Source organism: Billgrantia kenyensis (assembly GCF_013697085.1).
Taxonomy (GTDB): domain Bacteria; phylum Pseudomonadota; class Gammaproteobacteria; order Pseudomonadales; family Halomonadaceae; genus Halomonas; species Halomonas kenyensis.
Genome location: NZ_JACEFT010000001.1, coordinates 356,788 through 375,572, shown reverse-complemented (window position 1 = coordinate 375,572; position 18,785 = coordinate 356,788). Strand labels below are relative to the sequence as shown.

Annotated in this window: 15 protein-coding genes; 10 read left to right on the top strand and 5 right to left on the bottom strand. The window is 62.9% G+C overall.

Going from position 1 to position 18,785, the window contains the following annotated elements; translation table 11 throughout:
• Positions 1–287: 287 nt before the first annotated feature.
• From H1D44_RS01630 to H1D44_RS01610, 5 genes are read left to right on the top strand one after another with little or no spacing between them, the layout of a single operon-like run.
• Complete coding sequence (locus H1D44_RS01630; protein WP_181513092.1) at positions 288–1,700, top strand: cytochrome ubiquinol oxidase subunit I; 1,413 nt, start codon at positions 288–290, stop codon at positions 1,698–1,700.
• Between the two features lie 3 nt (positions 1,701–1,703).
• The gene (gene cydB, locus H1D44_RS01625; protein ID WP_181513091.1) at positions 1,704–2,714 is read left to right on the top strand and encodes a cytochrome d ubiquinol oxidase subunit II; all 1,011 of its coding nucleotides are present in this window, start codon (positions 1,704–1,706) and stop codon (positions 2,712–2,714) included.
• 4 nt (positions 2,715–2,718) lie between these two features.
• Positions 2,719–4,398: a thiol reductant ABC exporter subunit CydD gene (cydD, locus tag H1D44_RS01620; protein WP_181513090.1), complete on the top strand. Its 1,680-nt coding sequence runs from the start codon at positions 2,719–2,721 to the stop codon at positions 4,396–4,398.
• Between the two features lie 2 nt (positions 4,399–4,400).
• On the top strand, positions 4,401–6,134 hold the full coding sequence (gene cydC, locus H1D44_RS01615) for a thiol reductant ABC exporter subunit CydC (protein WP_181513089.1): 1,734 nt from the start codon (positions 4,401–4,403) through the stop codon (positions 6,132–6,134).
• Positions 6,135–6,159: 25 nt separating this feature from the next.
• A complete protein-coding gene (locus H1D44_RS01610) occupies positions 6,160–7,155 on the top strand; it encodes an adenosine deaminase (protein ID WP_181513088.1) in 996 nt (331 codons plus the stop codon).
• 78 nt (positions 7,156–7,233) lie between these two features.
• Here the strand turns inward: H1D44_RS01610 and H1D44_RS01605 are convergent, their stop codons facing one another.
• Positions 7,234–8,235, bottom strand: coding sequence for a cytochrome-c peroxidase (locus H1D44_RS01605; protein ID WP_181513087.1), 1,002 nt, complete (start codon positions 8,233–8,235; stop codon positions 7,234–7,236).
• A gap of 221 nt (positions 8,236–8,456) precedes the next feature.
• Between H1D44_RS01605 and msrP the strand changes: the two genes are divergently transcribed.
• Both msrP and H1D44_RS01595 read left to right on the top strand, forming a co-directional pair.
• Positions 8,457–9,422, top strand: a complete 966-nt coding sequence (gene msrP, locus H1D44_RS01600) for a protein-methionine-sulfoxide reductase catalytic subunit MsrP (protein ID WP_181513086.1) — start codon at positions 8,457–8,459, stop codon at positions 9,420–9,422.
• Positions 9,423–9,452: 30 nt separating this feature from the next.
• Positions 9,453–10,049 (top strand): ferric reductase-like transmembrane domain-containing protein, encoded by a 597-nt coding sequence (locus tag H1D44_RS01595; protein WP_181513085.1) that lies wholly within the window; start codon positions 9,453–9,455, stop codon positions 10,047–10,049.
• A gap of 37 nt (positions 10,050–10,086) precedes the next feature.
• Here the strand turns inward: H1D44_RS01595 and H1D44_RS01590 are convergent, their stop codons facing one another.
• From H1D44_RS01590 to H1D44_RS01580, 3 genes are all read right to left on the bottom strand, one after another.
• Positions 10,087–11,463, bottom strand: a complete 1,377-nt coding sequence (locus H1D44_RS01590) for an NCS2 family permease (protein WP_181513084.1) — start codon at positions 11,461–11,463, stop codon at positions 10,087–10,089.
• Between the two features lie 259 nt (positions 11,464–11,722).
• Complete coding sequence (locus H1D44_RS01585) at positions 11,723–13,870, bottom strand: putative bifunctional diguanylate cyclase/phosphodiesterase (RefSeq protein ID WP_181513083.1); 2,148 nt, start codon at positions 13,868–13,870, stop codon at positions 11,723–11,725.
• A 17-nt stretch (positions 13,871–13,887) separates the two neighbouring features.
• The gene (locus H1D44_RS01580) at positions 13,888–14,544 is read right to left on the bottom strand and encodes a histidine phosphatase family protein (RefSeq protein ID WP_181513082.1); all 657 of its coding nucleotides are present in this window, start codon (positions 14,542–14,544) and stop codon (positions 13,888–13,890) included.
• 667 nt (positions 14,545–15,211) lie between these two features.
• Between H1D44_RS01580 and H1D44_RS01575 the strand changes: the two genes are divergently transcribed.
• From H1D44_RS01575 to H1D44_RS01560, 3 genes are all read left to right on the top strand, one after another.
• On the top strand, positions 15,212–15,679 hold the full coding sequence (locus H1D44_RS01575) for a GNAT family N-acetyltransferase (protein ID WP_181513081.1): 468 nt from the start codon (positions 15,212–15,214) through the stop codon (positions 15,677–15,679).
• A 14-nt stretch (positions 15,680–15,693) separates the two neighbouring features.
• Positions 15,694–16,587, top strand: a complete 894-nt coding sequence (locus H1D44_RS20785) for an SRPBCC domain-containing protein (RefSeq protein WP_220127918.1) — start codon at positions 15,694–15,696, stop codon at positions 16,585–16,587.
• A gap of 95 nt (positions 16,588–16,682) precedes the next feature.
• On the top strand, positions 16,683–17,165 hold the full coding sequence (locus H1D44_RS01560) for an AAC(3)-I family aminoglycoside N-acetyltransferase (RefSeq protein ID WP_181513080.1): 483 nt from the start codon (positions 16,683–16,685) through the stop codon (positions 17,163–17,165).
• Between the two features lie 143 nt (positions 17,166–17,308).
• Here the strand turns inward: H1D44_RS01560 and guaD are convergent, their stop codons facing one another.
• Positions 17,309–18,631 carry a guanine deaminase gene (guaD, locus tag H1D44_RS01555; protein WP_181513079.1) on the bottom strand — a complete coding sequence of 441 codons (1,323 nt, stop codon included), beginning with the start codon at positions 18,629–18,631 and terminating at the stop codon, positions 17,309–17,311.
• Positions 18,632–18,785 lie beyond the last annotated feature (154 nt).

Sequence of the window (18,785 nt, the reverse complement as noted above, 5' to 3'; positions counted from 1 at the left end):
TAAGATGCACGGGTCGGCTAGGACTAAGCTTATGTTTTATAGGCATAATCCGATAAGCCCGGAACCGCGAACCAGCCTGGCTCGAGATAAAGGATGCAAGATCTCGAGACGTGGCAAGTAACGCCCCAAGGGCCTATCCGGATCATCCTGCTACGCTGTCACAAGTGTCGAGGTGGAATGCGTCACGGCATGTCCAGGAGGGACGTGACCGGAAGCACAATAACCGCACACCCGTGTGCTCGCGCATCCCTTGAGACGTTAACTCTTCAGCAGCCAAGAGGTACGTCATGGAGCTTGATCCCGTACTGCTGTCACGAATCCAATTCGCCTTCGTGGTTTCCTTTCACGCCATCTTTCCGGTCTTTACCATCGGCCTGGCGTCCTATATCACCTTGTTGCACGCGCTGTTCTACAAGACGCGCAATCCGGCCTGGGATCGCCTGGCGTATCTGTGGACGAAGGTATTTGCCGTGGCCTTCGGCATGGGGGTGGTGTCGGGCATCGTCATGTCATTCCAGTTCGGCACCAACTGGAGCAACTTCTCCCAGGCCAGCGCCAACTTCATCGGCCCGCTGCTGAGCTATGAAGTGGTCACCGCCTTTTTCCTCGAGGCAGCCTTCCTCGGTGTGCTGCTGTTCGGGCGTGGAAGGGTGTCGCCGGGGGTGCACCTGTTCGCCGCTGCCATGGTGGCGCTCGGCACCTTCATATCGACCTTCTGGATCCTGGCAGCGAACAGCTGGATGCATACGCCGGCAGGGGTCGATTTCAACGAGGGCGTCTTCCGGGTCACCTCCTGGATGGAGGCGATCTTCAACCCGTCGTTCCCGTATCGCTTTGCCCACATGGCCATGGCGTCGTTCATCACCGGCGGTTTCGTCGTCGCCGGGGTCAGCGCCTGGTACCTGCTGATCGGGCGCGACGTGGAGGCCAACCGCAAGGCGTTATCGATGTGCATGTGGCTGCTGCTGGTGCTGACGCCGACCCAGGCCTTCGTCGGCGACCTGCATGGTCTCAACACGCTGGAGTACCAGCCGACCAAGCTGGCGGCCATGGAGGGCAACTGGGAAACCAAGGAGGGCGCTCCGTTCCTGGTCCTCGCCTGGCCGGATCAGGAAGCGCAGCAGAACCGCTTCGAGATCGGTATTCCTTACGCCGCGAGCCTGATTCTCACCCATGAGTTGCACGGTGAAGTGCCGGGTATCCTCGAGTCGCCTCCCGAGGAGCAGCCACCGGTGGCGCTGGTGTTCTGGGCCTTCCGCGTGATGCTCGGTATCGGCTTCCTGATGATTGGCGTTTCACTGGTCGGACTCTATCTAAGGCGCGGCGGCCGGCTCTACCACTCGAGGCGCTACCTGCAGATGCTGCGGCTGATGTCGGTGACACCGTTCATTGCCGTGCTGGCAGGCTGGATCGTCACCGAGTCCGGTCGAGCGCCCTGGCTGGTCTACGGCATCATGACCCACGCCGAAGGCGTTACGCCGTCGCTGACAGGCGGCATGGCGCTGTTCACCCTGATCGGCTACGTCACCGTCTACGGCATCATCTTCTATGCCGGTACCTACTACCTGACGCGAGTGATCCGCTACGGCATGCAGCCGAAGGAAGAGGAGAAGATGGTCGACGACTTCGAGACGCCCAAGCGGCCCTGGTCGGCCACCCACACGCCCTTCGACGACAATCCCGCCAAGGGGGAGAACTGAGCCATGGAAATGTTCGATCTGTCTTTGATCTGGGCGCTCATCATCGGCTTCGGCATCATGATGTACGTGCTGATGGATGGCTTCGACCTGGGGCTCGGCATTCTGTTTCCGTTCGCTCCGGACGAGGATGCACGCGATGTGATGATGAACACGGTAGCCCCGGTGTGGGACGGCAACGAGACCTGGCTGGTGCTGGGCGGGGCGGGATTTTTGGCCGCCTTCCCGCTGGTCTATACGGTGTTCCTGCCGGCGCTCTACATCGGCGTGTTCCTGATGGTGGCCGGGCTGGTATTCCGCGGGGTGGCCTTCGAGCTGCGCTTCAAGTCGCGCCGCGAACGACGCGGGCGGCGGCTGTGGAACCTGGCCTTCAGCGGCGGCTCGGCGGTGGCCGCCTTTGCGCAGGGCGCCGTGGTAGGAACCTATATCCAGGGCTTCGAGACCCAGAACGGGGTCTTCGTCGGCGGCGCCTTCGACTGGCTGACGCCGTTCACGGTGCTCACCGGCATCGGCATCATGATCGGCTACGCCCTGCTGGGCACCACCTGGCTGATTCTCAAGTCGGAAGGCTATATCCAGGCCTGGGCCTACAAGCTCACGCCGCCGCTGCTGGCGGCGGTGCTGGTGATCTTCGGCATCATCAGCATCTGGACCCCGCTGGTCAACGAGGTGGTGTGGGACCGCTGGTTCGGCCACCTGCAGGTGATCTGGATCCTGCCGGCGCTGACGCTGCTGTGCATGTATGGGGTGTACTGGGCGGTGCGGCGCCAGCGCGAACTGCTGCCGTTCATGGCCACGCTGGGTATGTTCTTCTTCACCTACCTTGGGCTGGTGGTGAGCAAGTGGCCCTGGCTGGTGCCGCCCAACTACACCATCTGGGACGCCGCCTCAGCACCGGAGTCGCAGCTCTTCCTGCTGCTCGGCGTGCTGTTCGTGCTGCCTTTCGTGCTGGGCTATACCTTCTGGTCCTACTGGGTCTTTCGCGGCAAGGTGCGTGCCGGCGAGGGCTACCACTGAATCCATGACGCTCTCACGTACGCCTGCAGCGGCGCGCCGCTGGCTGGCGGCACATGCCGCCAGCCAGCGTGGCTGGCTGGGGTTGGCCGCCCTGACGGGTATCGCTGCCGGTGCGCTGACCGTCGCCCAGATGGCCTTGCTGGCGTGGATCGTCAGTCGCCTGCTGGTGGATGGCGCGCCGCTGGCATCGCTCACCTCAGCGTTCCTAATGCTGGTGGCGGTGCTGGCGACCCGAGCCCTGTGCCAGTGGGGGCAGGAGCTGAGCGGTCAGCTGGCCAGCCTGCGCATTCGCCACGCGGTGCGCGCCGAGCTGCTCGACCATCTTGCCGCGATGGGGCCGGTTCGCGCCGGCGCCCGTCATTCCGCGGGGCTGGCCAACCAGTTGGTCGAGCAGGTCGAGGCGCTGGACGGCTACTTCGCACGCTTTCTGCCCCAGCTGCGATTGTGCGTGGCCATTCCGCTGCTGATTCTGCTCGTCGTGCTGTGGCTCGACTGGCTGGCGGCACTGTTCCTGCTGCTTGCCGCACCGCTGATCCCGCTGTTCATGGCCCTGGTGGGGATGGGGGCGGAGCGACTCAATCGCGATCAGTTCGTTGCCGTGAGTCGCCTCTCGGGACACTTTCTCGACCGCGTGCGGGGCATCTCCACGCTGCAGCTCTTCGGCCGCACCCGTGAGGCGGCCACGGAGGTGCACGCGGCGGCGGACAACTATCGCCGCCTGAGCATGCGCACCCTGCGGGTGGCCTTTCTCTCCTCGGCGGTGCTCGAGTTCTTCGCTTCGGTGGCCATCGCCGTGGTGGCCATCTACGTGGGCTTCGGCCTGCTGGGCTACATCGAGTTCGGCCCGGCCGAGGAGCTGACCCTGTTCAGCGGGCTGCTGGTACTGCTGTTGGCGCCGGAGTTCTTCCAGCCGCTGCGCACCCTGGCCCAGCACTATCACGACCGGGCCGCGGCTCTGGGCGCCGCCGATGGCATGCTGGCCCTGCTGAGCGAGCCGGTACGGCCCGCGCATGCAACGGCTTCACCGCCGCCAGCGCTGGAGCGCTGCGTGGCGCTGGAGGCGGTAACCCTGAGTCATCCTGGGCGGGGGCAAGTACTGGGTCCGCTGGATGTGGTTGTCGAGAAGGGCGACATTCTGGTCGTCACCGGGCCGTCGGGGGCCGGCAAGTCGGCGCTGCTGCAATTGCTGGCGGGATTCGTGGCGCCGGCCTCGGGGCAGCGCCACGCTGCGGCCGACTTGAGAATCGCCTGGATGGACCAGCGCCCGCTGCTGATTCACGGCAGCCTGGCCGAGAACCTGCGCCTGGCGGCCCCGGAAGCCAGCGACGCCGAGCTAGAGCGCGCCCTTGAGCACGCAGGGCTAGCCGAGCTGGTGGCGGCGTTGCCACAGGGCATCCATACGCCGCTGGGAGAGCGGGGCTCGGGGCTTTCCGGGGGGCAGGCGCAGCGCCTGGCGCTGGCGCGGGTGTTCCTCTCCGATGCCGAGCTGGTGCTGCTCGACGAGCCCACCGCCAGCCTGGATGAGGTGACCGAAGCGTGCGTCATCGAATCGCTGCGCCGCCTTGGCGACGAAGGCAGGACGCTGGTCATCGCCACTCACCACCCCGCACTGATGGCCATGTCCAGTCGCCGCCTGGCCCTGCATGATGGGCGGAAGCAGGCCGTCGTGGCGGCGGGAGGTTGAGCATGTCGAAACGCTCATTGCGTACTACCTTCGCCCCTTGGCTGCGTTTGCTGGCCCAGCGACGTGGGCGGCTCGCCATCGGCGTGCTGCTGCTGATCGTCACGGTGTTCTCGGCGGTGGGGCTGCTGACCCTCTCGGGCTGGTTTATCGCCGCCAGCGCGCTGGCCGGCATGGCGCTGGCCCTGGGCATGGCCGTGGCGTTCGACGTCTACGTGCCGGGCGGCGGCATACGTTTCTTCGCCGTGAGCCGCACCGTGGCTCGCTATGCCGAGCGGCTCTACAACCACGACACCGTGCTGCGTCTGCTCGCCGATCTGCGCAGCCGCCTTTTTTCAGCCATGGCCCGGCTCGACGACCGCAGCCTGGCGCGTCAACGCGCCAGCGACTGGCTCAACCGCCTGACCGCCGACATCGATACCCTGGACGGCCTTTACCTGCGGCTGCTGGCGCCCCCGGCGGTGGCACTGGCCGCCATCGTGCTGCTGGCTGCGTTCCTGGCGCTGTGGGTGCCCATGGTCGGGCTGGCCGTGGCGGCGCTGCTGGTGTCCACCTGGGCATGGCTGACGGCCGGGCAGGCCTGGCTGGGCATGGCGTCGAGCCGGCGTCAGGTGGCGCATCTTCAGCGTCTGCGCAGCCAGGCCATCGAGCATCTCACCGGCCTGGCGGAGCTCGAGGCCTACCGCAGCCGTGACTGGCATCGACAGAGTTTTTTCCAGCGTGAGGAGAAGCTGTCCCGGGATCAGCAGCGTACGGCCGGCGTGGCGGGATTCGGTGTCGCCCTGGTCAACCTGATGGTTGGGCTGGGCATGGTGGCGGCCCTATGGTTGGCGGCGGCGGCCTGGCAGCAGGGCATGATTTCAGGCGCCGTGATGGTGATGATGCCGATCGCCGTGCTGGCCCTCGGTGAGGTGCTGGCGCTGCTGCCGAACGCCTTCACTCAGTTGGGGGCGAGCCGGGGCGCGGCCGAGCGTCTCAACGAGGTGGAAGAGGAGGGGCAGGCCAAGGTCAGCGCTGGCCATGCTCAGCTCCCCACCGGGGCCTTGAGCGTACGGCTGAGTGGGGTGGGCCTGCACTATCCGGGCGCTCTCGCTCCGGCGCTGGAGGATCTCGATCTTGTGCTGGCTCCCGGGGAGCGTCTGGCCCTGACCGGTGCCTCGGGAGCGGGCAAGAGCAGCGTGGCGGCGTTGCTGACACGGCGGTTGCCGCCCAGCCAGGGGGAAATCCTGCTGGGCGATATACCCATTGGCGAGATCAACGAAACGTCGCTACGCGAGCGCGTCGCCATCCTCGGTCAGCGCATCGATCTGTTCCAGGACAGCCTGGCGAGCAACCTGCGACTGGCGGCACCGGAAGCCGACGACGCGCAGCTGTGGCAGGCACTGGAGTGGGTCGACCTGGCAGACTGGGCCGCAGCGCTGCCGCAGGGCCTGGCCACGCCGGTGGGAGAAGGCGGGCGGGCGCTCTCCGGCGGTCAGGCAAGGCGCCTGGCCCTGGCACGGCTGTGGCTGCGCGACCCCGGGCTGGTGATACTCGACGAACCCTTCGCCGGCCTCGATGCCGACACCGTGGGTCGGCTAGCGCCGCGGCTGGATGAGTGGCTGGAAGGTCGCAGCGTGCTCTACCTTGTACATCAGTTGGACGGCAGCGTATTCGACCCTCCCGGTGTCACCCGGCTCGTGCGTCTTGCACAAGGCAGCTTGACCGTTTGCGCAAATTCCGGGTATCCATCAGGATAAGAAGATAAAGGCAACGAGGTGCATCATGCGCGACTTCCTCAAGCGGCTGCCCAAGGCCGAACTCCATCTTCACATCGAAGGCTCCCTTGAGCCGGAGCTGATGTTTGCTCTGGCACGACGCAACGGGGTCGAGTTGCCCTATGGCTCGGTGGAGGAGGTGCGTGCCGCCTACGACTTCCAGGATCTCGCCTCCTTCCTCGAGCTCTATTATCAGGGCATGAGCGTACTCAAGCGTGCCGAGGACTTCCACGACCTGGCCATGGACTACTTCCGCCGCGCCCATGCCGAAGGCGTCGTCCATGTAGAGATGCACTTCGACCCGCAGGCCCATCTGGCGCGTGGGGTCGAGCTCGATGTCGTCATGGAGGGACTGAGCCTGGCTCAGCGTGAGGCTGAACGAGAACTGGGCATGTCGACGGCGCTGATAATGGCCTTCCTGCGCGACCGGCCCGCCGACGAAGCGATGCGCGTGCTGGAGAGCGCGGCACCCTACTGGGAGATGCTCGATGCGGTGGGGCTGGACAGCGCCGAGCGTGGCCATCCGCCATCCAAATTCACCGAGGTTTTCCAGCGCGCCAGAATGCTGGGCATTCCCCGGGTGGCGCATGCCGGGGAGGAGGGCCCGCCCGAATACATCCGCGAAGCGCTCGATCTGCTCGATGTCTGCCGCATCGACCATGGCGTGCGCTGTCTCGAGGATCCTCAGCTGGTCGAGCGGCTGCGTGACGAGGGGATGGTCCTCACCGTCTGCCCGCTCTCGAACGTTCGCCTCAAGGTGGTGGAGCGTATCCAGGATCACCCTCTGCCCCAGCTGCTTGATGCTGGCTTGCGCCTCACGCTCAACTCCGACGACCCGGCCTATTTTGGCGGTGGCATGCTGGATAATTTCCTCGCTTGCCACGAGGCCTTCGGCTGGTCCCGGGAGACCTTCATCCAGCTGGCAGGCACCGCCATCGAAGCGGCGTTCATGAGTGACAGGCGTCGCCTCGAGCTGCATCGCCAGCTGGCGGCAAGCGCCTAGAAGCAAAAACCCCCGGCGAGTGCCGGGGGCGTGTCGTTATTATCGTTCCCTTCAGATGATCCCTGCGACTGGGCCAGCTTACGGGAGCGCAGGCACTTCGAAGTCGGGCATCTTGCCAGTCAGCGTGTGCAGGAAGGCAGTGATGTCGGCGATGGTCTCATCCTCGAACTCGCGATTCAGCATCTCCTGTCCCATGATCGCCACGGCTTCCTCGAGGGTCTCGGTGGCACCGTTGTTCATGTACGGATAGGTGACGCCGACGTTGCGCAGCGTGGGCGTGCGGAACTTGTACATGTCAGCCTCGTCGCCGGTTACCTCGTAGCGGCCCACGTCAGTGGAACCAGGCACCTGAATGGCCCAGAAGTTGCTGTCGGTGAGCGCCGGGCCGCTGTGGCAGGCGATACAGCCAGTATCGACGAAGGCCTGCATGCCGCGCTTCTCCTGCTCGTTCAGCGCTTCCATGTCGCCGCGCAGATAGCGGTCGAACGGAGAGTTAGGCGTATTCAGCGTGCGCTGGAAGCTCGCCAGTGCCTTGGCCAGGTTGTCCTTGTTGATCGGGTTGTCGTCTTCCGGATAGGCCTCGGCGAACTTCTCCTGGTAGATCTCGAACTCCATGAGACGCTCGAGCGCCATGTCGAGGTCCATGGCCATCTCGATGTCAGCTTCGATGGGACCAAGCGCTTGACCTTCCAGGTCGGGCTCGCGGCCGTCCCAGAACTGAGCTTCCAGGAAGCCGGAGTTGAGCACCGTCGGCGTATTGCGTTCGCCAACCTGCCCGTCGTGACCGACAGCGCGGGGAATACGGTCACTCCAGCCCAGAGCCGGGTTGTGGCAAGTGGCGCAGCTGATCACGCCGCTGGCAGAAATCCGCGGCTCGAAAAACAGCATGTTGCCGAGTTCCACCTTCTCATCGGTGAGTGAGTTGTGCGCCGGAATCGGCGGCAGGTGCGGCAGCGGCTCGAAGCGGTCGCGATAGTCGCCCAGGCCGTCATCGGCAATGACGGTGGTTGCCGCCAGTGTAGCGCTCAACGACACTGCTGCGGCGATGGCAAGCGGCCGGACAAGAGCGTGACGAGTCATGATGTTCCCCTTGTATTGCATGCTAGAGACGATGTTAGCCTTTAATGCTTCTTGAGCTTAGGCCTTTCAATTGAGCTATATCAACTGAGTAAAATAGTCGGAATGGAGGCCTGGTTGAGATAGGTCAAGTTTTCTTCCGACTTCGCTCATTCTCGAGAGACAGGCCTTGTACAAGTGCCGCAGCTATGTTTCCTTCGGCACTTCCTGGATGAGGACGCGTCATGAATCGCTATCGCTATCCCGCCATACCGGAATCGGAAGTCACGCCGCGCGAGCTGCTGCACACACGCCGTCGGGTGCTGAAGGGCGGCCTGGCGCTGGGCGCTGCCGCGGTTGCGCCGGGCTTATTATGGCCGCGTGAGGGGCAGGCCTGGCAAGGCTTGCTGGAGCAACGCCTGGCCACAGGCCTGCCGAGCCAGGAGCTGGCCGGCGGAGAATCGCCCACCTCGTTGCGCGACATTACTACCTACAACAACTTCTACGAACTCGGTACCGGTAAGCGGGATCCCGAGATATATGGCCATCAGCTGGTCACCGATCCCTGGTCGTTGGCCATCGAAGGAGAGGTCGACAAGGCGGGTACCTTTGCCCTCGAGGACGTTCTCAAGCATCAGGACCTGGAAGAGCGCATCTACCGGCTGCGCTGTGTCGAAGCCTGGTCGAAGGTAATTCCCTGGGTCGGTTTTCCGCTGGCCGACCTGCTCAAGCGCCATGAGCCCACGTCCCGGGCGCGCTATGTGGTGTTCGAAACCATTCATGATCCCGACAACCTGCGCGGGCAGCGGCGAGGCGTACTCGACTGGCCCTATCGCGAGGTGCTGCGCATCGATGAGGCAATGCACCCGTTGACGCTGATGGCGGTGGGCCTCTACGGCGAGGTGCTGCCAAACCAGAGTGGTGCACCGATCCGCCTGGTCGTTCCCTGGAAGTATGGCTTCAAGAGCATCAAGTCGGTCGTACGCATCGCGCTGGTGGAGGAGCGGCCGCTGACTTCCTGGGAGGAGCGTAACCCGGAAGAGTACGGCTTCTATGCCAACGTCAATCCGGAGGTGGATCATCCACGCTGGTCCCAGGCGCGGGAGCGGCGGCTCGGTGAGAGCGGGCGCCGCGAGACGTTGATGTTCAACGGCTATGCCGAGGAGGTCGCCAACCTCTATTCCGGCATGGACCTGCAGCGCCATTACTGAGTGAGGCGCAGGGAAGCAAAGGAGATCAGGGTGACTCAACGCACAGCGATCCATGCCTTTCGCCTGCTGGTGCTGATGGGCTGCAGCGCGCCGGCACTGTGGCTTGCCTGGCAGTGGTTCTACGGCGACCTGGGGGTGGTGCCTGGCGAGGCGGTGGTGCACTTCACCGGCACCACGGGCTTGAGCCTGCTATTGATCACCATCGCCTTCAGCCCCGCCTTTCGCTTCACCGGCTGGGTCGGCTTCATGGCGGCTCGGCGCCAGATTGGCCTGTGGGCGTTCTTCTGGCTGGTGGCCCACATGCTGGCGTGGATGGGGCTGGATCAGTACTGGGATTGGCCCTGGATTCGCCGCGAGATGGTCGAATTGCCCTATATTCGCTACGGCGCCGCCGCGCTGCTGCTGCTGGTGCCGCTGGCCCTGACCTCGTTTCGCCGTGCTCAGCAGGGCATGGGGCGGACGGCGTGGCATTGGTTGCATCGCCTGGTCTATGTATCCGCGCTACTGGGTGTGGTGCACCTCTGGATCCTGACCCGCGCGGATTATCTTTTGCCCAGTGTGTTTGCGGCCGTGCTGTTCGCGCTGGTGGTGTTTCGTCTCATCGATGCAGCGATCCACCGTCAGTAGCACCCAATGGGGCCGGCACAAGCCGGCCCTATCATTCTCAATGAGTGGTGACCAGCATCAGCACGCTGAGAGCGGCGGAGACCCACATGGCAGGCTTGATGTCGTGGATCTTGCCGGTGGCCAGCTTGATCAGCACGAAGCTGAGGAAGCCGAAGGCGATGCCCAGGGTGATCGAGTAGGTCAGCGGCATCAGGATAATGGCCAGGAAGGCCGGGAAGGCCTGTTCGAACTGCGACCAGTCGATCTTGCTCACCGGTGCCAGCATGAACAGCCCTACCAGCACCAGCGCCGGTGCCGTGGCGATGCCGGGTACCAGCGATAGCAGCGGTGAGAGAAACAGGAAGGGCAGGAACAGGAAGGCAATGGTCACCGCTACCAGCCCGGTGCGACCGCCTTGGGCGACGCCGGCGCCGGACTCGATGAACGTCTGGGCGGCACTGGTACCCAGCGGTGCGGCGATCATTGAAGCGAAGGCGTCCACGGTCATCGAGCGCTTGAGGTTGCGCGGGTTGCCGTCCTTGTCCTTCAGGTCGGCAGACTCCGAGAGCGCCATGAAGCACGACAGCGCATCGAAGAAGTTGGTGAACAGCATGACGAAGATGAACGGCAGGTAGGCGACCTTTAGTGCGCCCCAGATATCCACCTGCATCACCGCACTGAAGTCGGGCCAGGCGGCAATGCCGCTCCACTCCACCACCACGTCACCGCCCCACATCCGGCCCATCGGGGTCGCCAGCAGCGTCGTCAGGGCGATGCCAAGGATCAGCGCGCCGTTGAAGCGCATGATCACCAGGATGGCGGTGGCCATCATGCCGATGAAGAAGGTGATCAGCGAGGCGTCCATGCTGCCCAGGGTCACCAGGGTCGCATCGCTGCCGACGATGAAACCGGCGTTCTTGAAACCGATGAAGGTAATGAAAAGGCCGATGCCGCAGGTGATGGCGTAGCGCAGAGAAGGCGGAATGGCGTTGATGATCGCCTCGCGCACGTTGAACATCGCCAGGGTGGCGAACATCACCCCCGACCAGAACACGCAACCCAGCGCTACCTCCCAGGAAAGCCCGGCACCCTGCACCAGGGTGTAGGTGAACAGTGCGTTCATGCCCATGCCCGGCGCCACCAGGATCGGGTTGCGGGCATACAGCCCCATGGCCAGGCTGCTCATGAAACTGATCAGCACGGTGGCGGAGAGCGCTGCCGAGAAGGGGATACCTGCGTCGGAGAGAATCGCCGGGTTGACCACGATGATATACATCGAGGCCAGGAAGGTGGCGATGCCGGCCAGGATCTCGGTGCGCACGCTCGAGCCGCGTCGACTCGCACCGAAATAGCTGTCAAGCCAGCTGCCTTGTCCCGCTGCCTGCGCGGGGGAGTGTCCATCTGCCTTGTCAGTCAGGGAGGAGCTCGGTTCCATTGCTTGTGTCCATTTGTTGTTGGATTAGCCCGCTGGGAAGCGGAAGATCGTATCTGACCGTTTGGTCAGCTGTGTCCGGCTACAGCCTAGAAGATAATTGACCGATTGGACAGGTGGGTTGCGACCAAGGTCGTAGAAGAGGCTCGCGGGTCAAGAGGCAGTCAGCCCGACATTGGCTCGACCCGGCTGCCGCCGGGGGAGAGGTCAGCAAAGGAGTGGGAAGCGGTGCGACGTAGGCGTCAGGCCGGGGAAGGCGGGCTCAATTCACCGCCGCCGGAGCGAGTAGGGCTTGCAGCTGATCGACAGGCATGGGCCGGCAGAAGTAGTAGCCCTGGAAGGCGTGGCAGCCCTCGGCGATCAGGCTCTTGAGCTGCGCTTCGGTCTCTACGCCTTCGGCCACCACCTCGAGCTGCAGGGCCAGGCCCATGGCGATGATGGTGCGCACGATGACCAGACCGTCGCTACTCGCCAGCATGTCGTTGACGAAGCTCTGGTCGATCTTGATCTGGTCCAGCGGCAACCGCCTGAGGTACTGCAGCGAGGAGTAGCCGGTACCGAAGTCGTCCATGGCGAAGCTGATGCCCAGGGCCTTGAGGCGCTGCATTTTGTCGATGCCGGCCTCGAAGTCGTCGATCAGGCTGCTCTCGGTCAGCTCCAGCTTCAGGCGGTGTGGATCGGCGCCGGTGGCGTCGAGAACCCGTTCGATGCGCTCGACGAAGTCCGGTTCCTTGAACTGCCGGGCGCTGACATTAACGGCCAGCGCCAGCGGCGGCGAGGCAGGCTGTTGCTTCCAGGCCACCAGTTGGCGACACGCCTGCTCCAGCACCCAATCGCCGAGAGGCACGATCAGCCCGCTCTCCTCGGCCAGCGGTATGAACTCGGCCGGAGAAACCAGGCCCCGCGAGGGGTGCTGCCAGCGCACCAGCGCCTCCGCTCCCAGGGGCCGGCGGCCGGCGTCGTACTGGAGTTGATAGACGAGGCGAAACTCGCCACGCTGCAGCGCCAAGCGCAGGTCGCGCTTGGTCTCGTTGCGCGCCTCCATGACCGACTGGATCGCATCGTCATGAAAACGGATGGTGTCTCGCCCGGCCAGCTTGGCCTGGTGGCAGGCGGCGTCCGCCAGCTTGAACAGGGTCTCGATGTCGTCGCTACCATGAAACATGGCCACGCCCTGACTGGCTGACAGGAAGTGCTGGATACCGTCGATGGTAAAGGGCTCGGCAATGGCGAGGCGAATGCGATCGGCCAGCTCTTCGACTCGTGTGGCCGCGCTGTCAGCCTGTGCCGGCAGCGAGTCGATGACCAGCAGGAACTCGTCACCGCCCGGCCGGCCCGGGATACAGCGCTCCTTCTGAAAGCCGCGCAGCCGGTCGGCGACCTCACGCAGCAGCCGGTCGCCGGTACGGTGGCCATAGCTGTCGTTGATCTGCTGGAACAGGTCGAGGTCGAGATAGATCAGCGCGCCGTACTGTCCCGTACGCTGACACAGCTGCAGCGAATGCTCGAGATGCTCGCTCATCATGCGCCAGTTGGGCAGCTCCGTGAGGCCATCATAGTGGGTCAGCTGATGTGCCTTGCGCTCCGCGGCAAGTCGCCGTGCCTCGCTCTCGCGCAGGCGCAGCACCGCCCGCGCAATCTGACGCAGCTGGCCGCGTCCTTGCTCGGCCAGGCGCTGGATGCGCGGTAGCTCCGGGGCCTCACGGCGAAGACGGGAGAGGCTGAGCAGCGCATCGCCGATGGTCAGCAGGTGACGATTCAGCACCCGGGCAGAGTAGAAGGCCGCCAGCAGCATCAGCAACAGGGTGAAGACACCGAGTAGCGTCACCGTGTTCAAGTGGTCGTGGATGGTCCGGTAGGAGTCTTCGGTGCGCACCTGGGCGCGTTCGGAGAGCCTTGCGCTCAAGTGCCCCGTGAGCATGGTAAAGCGCAGGAACTCATGCTGGGCCTCGTCCAGGTAGTGCTGGGCCTGGGTGGGATCGACCGTGGCGATGTCACTGGCCATGACGATGAAGCGCCGGTAGGCTTCGAACGCCTCCAGCAAACGCTGGGCGCTGCCATGGTTGAGATCGACCATGAGCTGTGTTTCGGTCAGCTCCTGCACCTGTCTGCCGAGTGCTGCGAGCTCGTTGACGAAAGCCGAATGCAGCCGATAGCTGGCGAGCGAAGAGAGCTCGCCGAGGTCGGCCTGTTGCAGCATGTCGATCACGCTCTGGTGGAGCTCGCCCAGGCTCTGCTCGTAGTCGGCGGCCTGGTGCAAGGCGGAGAGATCTTCCAATTGGCGGGTATGGTTGTGACTTACCCGCTCCTTGAGTATCTGGACAGCACTGAAGCCGAACACCAGGGCCGGTATCAGCACGACCAAGGTGGGCAGGAGAAAGACCCAGAGCAAAGGCCGGCTAGGCTTCATGTCATACCCTTATTGTTCTACGGGGCTTCGAAAGCCAGCGAAGCCCAAAGGTCGGGTGGAATGCTTGCGTGATAGAGGTAACCCTCCTCGTCGAGCGGGGAGAAAATCACCAGCGTCCCCTCAGGGGGGAAGTAGTCCATCAGGTCGGCCAGGTTGGGGCCGTGGGCAACGATCATGCGATTGGCGTTGCCCTCGACCGGTAGCGAGAGCATCTTGCCGGTATGATCGATAACGGGCCGCTTTTCGTCATCCGTCATCGCGGCGGTATAGCGCAGCATCGTGTCGATCTGCTGAGGCTTGTCCGGAAACAGGATCCGAGCGGTTTCCTGCGTTCGGCAGAAGGGGCTGACGATAATGGGATCCTCGATCGGCCAGGCGTGGCGCGCCATATGCTCGGCAACATCCTTAACGACCTGGCGGCCTTCCCCGCTCAGGGGCCGCTGGGTGGTGCAGTCGTCGAAGTCAACCGGTACCTGATCCGGAATGCTGGTGTCCGTAGGAGCGTGGCGCAGATAGAGCACGAAGCCGCCCTGCTGCAACGCCGATAGTAGCCCCGGGCTGGGCTCCACGGATAAGTGCTCTTCGGCCGTTGCAGGCAGGCAGACAAGGACGAGCAGGGCTGAACCGGGCAGCAGGCTGGCCAGTAGGCGACGTTTCAGCTTGTTTAGCAGCACTGGGACTGGCTCCTGGCAGCTTCTATATTCGCTTTGGGCGAAATATGCCATAACGGCACACAAAGCTGCCAGCCGTCCTTGGTCTATTGTGCCCGCTCTTGATTTTGGTCAAGCCTGGATCGGTTATCCAACTGCGTCACGCCTGTGCTGCCAGTGTCCGCGGGTAAAGGTTGCTACCTGTGACGGTGGTCGCCAAGGGACAATAGGCCGATCGCTTGCTTCGGCATTGTCCTCGGCGGTCGCCTTGGCTACGTTGGGTAAAAAGCCGCAGAAGACGGCCGACGTCACCAAGACGTACACAAGGATGCCGCATTAGGGATGATGGGATACGTCATCCATTCTGCCAGCAGGGCGGTAGCGTCCCTAAATTTTCGCAACTACTCATCGGACTACGTATCCCGGCAAAGCCTCTGCTCATCACATGCGTTACATCGCAGTTCTTCTCGGTTCAGGGGCTTGAGTGCATTACACGAATTCCGCATAAGTGGTCGAATTATACTTGGGTTCTTTAAAAATCAACGAATTGGAAGAAATGAAGCGCATCAGATAATATTGTTGAACGCGCAGTATGTTCATTGAATATCAGGGCGTGTAGTCCAACAGGCACTTGTTCGCCATGTTCCGCATGGTGAACAAGTGCTGAACGGTTAGGCTAATGGAAGTTAAGATGAATATTCGAACTGCAAGGGAAGCCGACCTGCCAGAGGTCATGCGTCTACTTCATCAGATCAATAGCGAGCATCACGACCGTGCGCCAGCCGTTTTCGCGAGTCCGGATCAAGATGAACCAGGTCACTGGCTTAAGCAGATACTTGATTCCGGCCAGCTGTTTCTTGTCGCCGAATCGGCTGCAAGCATCATGGGTTTGATCACGGCCACCATTACGACCAATTCGGGCATACCCTTCCTATCGCACCACAAGGTCTGTCGTATCGGCACAATCGTCGTGGATCTACGACAACGGCGCGCCGGGATTGGACAACTCTTGATGGCAGAAGCCGAGAGTTGGGCTGCAACGATGGGTGCCAAGGAAATCCGACTGGAGGTAATGGAGTTCAACCAACGAGCGGTAGCATTTTACGCGAATGGCGGGTATGAAGCACAATCACGGATCATGTCAAAGGCGATTGCCTAACAAAGCCAGCCAAGATGCTGCATTTCGACTTCCGCGAAGGCGGCTCGTACCGCATGCGACTTACCTACGCGCAACCGGAGCAGGGACGAGGCAAGACTTCAGAGGGCGCCGATGAGGTCGCAGTGCGACTGACGAAACTCGAGCACGAACGAAGGATCGAGCAAGAAGTCACCTTCGATAGCGAGGACCGTTCGTTCTCCGGCGTCATGCGCATGATCTGGACCTTTCAGCCTCAGGACGAAGGGACGCTCGTGACGATCCGAACCGAGAACGTACCGGAAGGGATCCGGCCGGAAGACCACGATGCAGGTTTGAACTCATCTTTGAAGAAGCTCGCGGGATTCGTGGAAGCGGCAGAAAGGATGATGGCGCCCCGGGCCTTCGTCCGCATTACCACGAGCACTACTTCGGCGCGTTTCTGCTGGACCCCGAAGGCAATCGCGTGGAGGCAGTATGTCACCGGGCAGAATAAAGACGAGCAAGGCCAATGCAGCCGACGCTCGTTGCTCGCGCGCCTGAGCTTAAACATTAGCCTGAAGGAAGCGAACATGGAAACCAAGCAGTACCTTGTCATTCAAGACCACACGAGTGAGTTTCCTGAGCCTATAACTTTCGTGAAAGGGGCCCGGTTGACTGTAGGAGAGGAATATGAAGGCCCAGAGGGCTGGGAGAACTGGGTTTTTTGTGAATCACCCGGTCAAAAAGGTGGCTGGGTTCCAGAGCAAATTATCGAGAGCGTGACAGGCAGTGTTGCCCGTGCTCGCGAAGACTACACGGCAAGAGAACTCAATGTGCGAGAAGGGGGTCGTTTGTTTGGCGGAAGAGTTCTGAACGGTTGGATATGGTGCGAAAAGCTGAGTAGCAAAGAGACCGGCTGGGTGCCGCTTGAAAATCTGCAAGCCGTTTAGTGTAATCCCATCAGGCGAATGGGCTAGCAAGGCGCTCGTTCGGACGCAAACTACACTGCGCTTGTTTTCTCCGCACTGCTTCAGCGTTATGCAGCATGGAGGAAGACCAGTTGGTAGACATTCACCATCTCACCCCGAATGATGTGCCGCTGATGAAAGCGTTGTTGACGACCTTTGGTGACGCGTTCAATGAACCGGCCACCTACACGGTGAATCCCCCGAGTGCGGATTATCTGGAACAACTGCTCGACAGTGATACCTTCATTGCGCTGGCCGCCTTGAAGAATCGCGTTGTCATCGGTGGCATCGCTGCGTACGAACTGAAGAAGTTCGAGCAGGAGCGTAGCGAGATCTACATCTACGACCTTGCAGTGGCCAGCGGGCATCGGCGAGAAGGGACCGCGACAATGTTGATTGAGAAGCTAAAGGAGATAGCTGCTAAGCGAGGCGCCTACGTGATATTCGTTCAAGCCGATACCGGCATTGAAGATGAACCCGCGATTGCCTTGTACACAAGGCTGGGCAGACGTGAACATGTTTTGCATTTTGACATCCCGGTCGAAGGTCAAGGCGGATGACGGATAGCAGGCTGTTCAGGTAGACACGGGGTGCGTTTTACGGAAGGGGCCCAGATAAATGGGCGTTTTATCCATGGCGAGTGGTCCTCATGAATCCTGTTCTTGGAACGGGGGAGTCATGAGAGCCACTCGCCATTTTCGTTTCAGGCTTGGCCGCGACGATGCTGGCAGCGTCCGCTGGCCCAGGTTTCCAGAATGCTGCGGTCGTCGCCCAGCATCATCAGGGAGAACAGCCGCTCGCCGAGGGTCTTGCAGCGGGCGTGACGACGCCCAAGCAGCGGTGAGCCGTCGGGGTCGATCACCACGAAGTCGGCTTCCATGCCGGGGGCGAGGCGGCCGATCTTGTCGTCCAGCGAGAGCGCCTTGGCGTTGCCCAAGGTGAGGCCGTAGAGGCCCTGCCAGGCGGTGAGCGGCTGGCCGCGCAGTTGGCCTACCTGGTAGCCGGCCTTGAGCGTGGCGAGGCCGGAGAGGTCGGTACCGCCGCCGATGTCACTGGCGTAGGTGATGTTGAGGCCGACTTCGCGTGCCGCCAGGCGGTCGAACAGGCCGCTGCCGAGGAACATGTTGGAGCTGGGGCAGAAGGCGATGTTGGCGCCGCGCTCGGCCAGCCTGCAACGCATCTCCTGGTCGAGGTGGATGCCGTGGGCGAAGGTGCTGCGCGGGCCGACCAGCCCGGACTGTTCGTAGACTTCGAGATAGTCGCGGCTCTCGGGGAACAGTTCGGCCACCCAGTCGAGCTCGCCGGGGTTCTCGGAGAGGTGGGTCTGCAGCCATAGGCTCGGGTCGTTGCGCAGCAGGCCACCGGTGGCATCGAGCTGCTGGCGGGTGGAGGTCGGTGCGAAACGCGGGGTCAGGCTGTAGCCCAGGCGCCCTCTGCCGTGCCACTCGCCGATCAGCCGTTCGGTGTCGCGGATACCGCCGTAGGTGTCGTCGCACAGCGCCTCGGGGGCGTTGCGATCCATCAGCACCTTGCCGGCCAGCATGCGCAGGTCACGCTCGCGGCAGGCCGAGAAGAAGGCTTCCACCGAGGTGGGGTGGCTGGAGCAGAACACCTGGGCGGTGGTGGTGCCGACCCGCAGCATCTCGTCGAGGAAGGCATTGGAGATCACCTCGGCCCGCTCGCGCTGGGCGAAGCCGCACTCTTCGGGGAAGGTGTATTCGTTCAGCCAGTCCAGCAGCTGACGCCCGTAGGAGGCCATGATCTCCAGCTGCACGTAGTGCACGTGGCTGTCGATGAAGCCGGGCATCACCAGCTTGCCGCGGTGATCCACCGTCTCGATGCCATCGGGCAGGCGTGGCGCCAGCGTGGCGTAGTCGCCGATGGCCTTGATTCGGCCTTTCTCCAGCCACATTGCGCCGTCGGTGTAGTGACGTACGCTACCTTCGGCGGGGCTGTCGCCTTCGCCGGGATCGGCATCGAAGCTCAGCAGTTCGGCACGTATCACGCGGGAATCGTTGTTCGTCATGATGTCAGGAGCTCATCCGTGTCTGCGGTAGTCGGAGCTGATCCGGGTGCAGGCCTGCGAGGAGGCGCTGTGAATCCTTCCCTGGACGCTACATTTGCCATCCATGGCAAATGACCTCCTCTTCGGCCTGCCCCCGGCGCTCCTCAAGTGAGTC

Coding starts and splice junctions, on each gene's coding strand:
- cydB (WP_181513091.1), top strand. CDS start 1,704: ATGGAAATGTTCGATCTGTCTTTGATCTGGGCGCTCATCATCGGCTTC.
- H1D44_RS01630 (WP_181513092.1), top strand. CDS start 288: ATGGAGCTTGATCCCGTACTGCTGTCACGAATCCAATTCGCCTTCGTG.
- H1D44_RS01585 (WP_181513083.1), bottom strand. CDS start 13,870: ATGAAGCCTAGCCGGCCTTTGCTCTGGGTCTTTCTCCTGCCCACCTTG.
- H1D44_RS01590 (WP_181513084.1), bottom strand. CDS start 11,463: ATGGAACCGAGCTCCTCCCTGACTGACAAGGCAGATGGACACTCCCCC.
- cydC (WP_181513089.1), top strand. CDS start 4,401: ATGTCGAAACGCTCATTGCGTACTACCTTCGCCCCTTGGCTGCGTTTG.
- msrP (WP_181513086.1), top strand. CDS start 8,457: ATGAATCGCTATCGCTATCCCGCCATACCGGAATCGGAAGTCACGCCG.
- cydD (WP_181513090.1), top strand. CDS start 2,719: ATGACGCTCTCACGTACGCCTGCAGCGGCGCGCCGCTGGCTGGCGGCA.
- guaD (WP_181513079.1), bottom strand. CDS start 18,631: ATGACGAACAACGATTCCCGCGTGATACGTGCCGAACTGCTGAGCTTC.
- H1D44_RS01575 (WP_181513081.1), top strand. CDS start 15,212: ATGAATATTCGAACTGCAAGGGAAGCCGACCTGCCAGAGGTCATGCGT.
- H1D44_RS20785 (WP_220127918.1), top strand. CDS start 15,694: ATGCTGCATTTCGACTTCCGCGAAGGCGGCTCGTACCGCATGCGACTT.
- H1D44_RS01605 (WP_181513087.1), bottom strand. CDS start 8,235: ATGACTCGTCACGCTCTTGTCCGGCCGCTTGCCATCGCCGCAGCAGTG.
- H1D44_RS01610 (WP_181513088.1), top strand. CDS start 6,160: ATGCGCGACTTCCTCAAGCGGCTGCCCAAGGCCGAACTCCATCTTCAC.
- H1D44_RS01560 (WP_181513080.1), top strand. CDS start 16,683: ATGGAGGAAGACCAGTTGGTAGACATTCACCATCTCACCCCGAATGAT.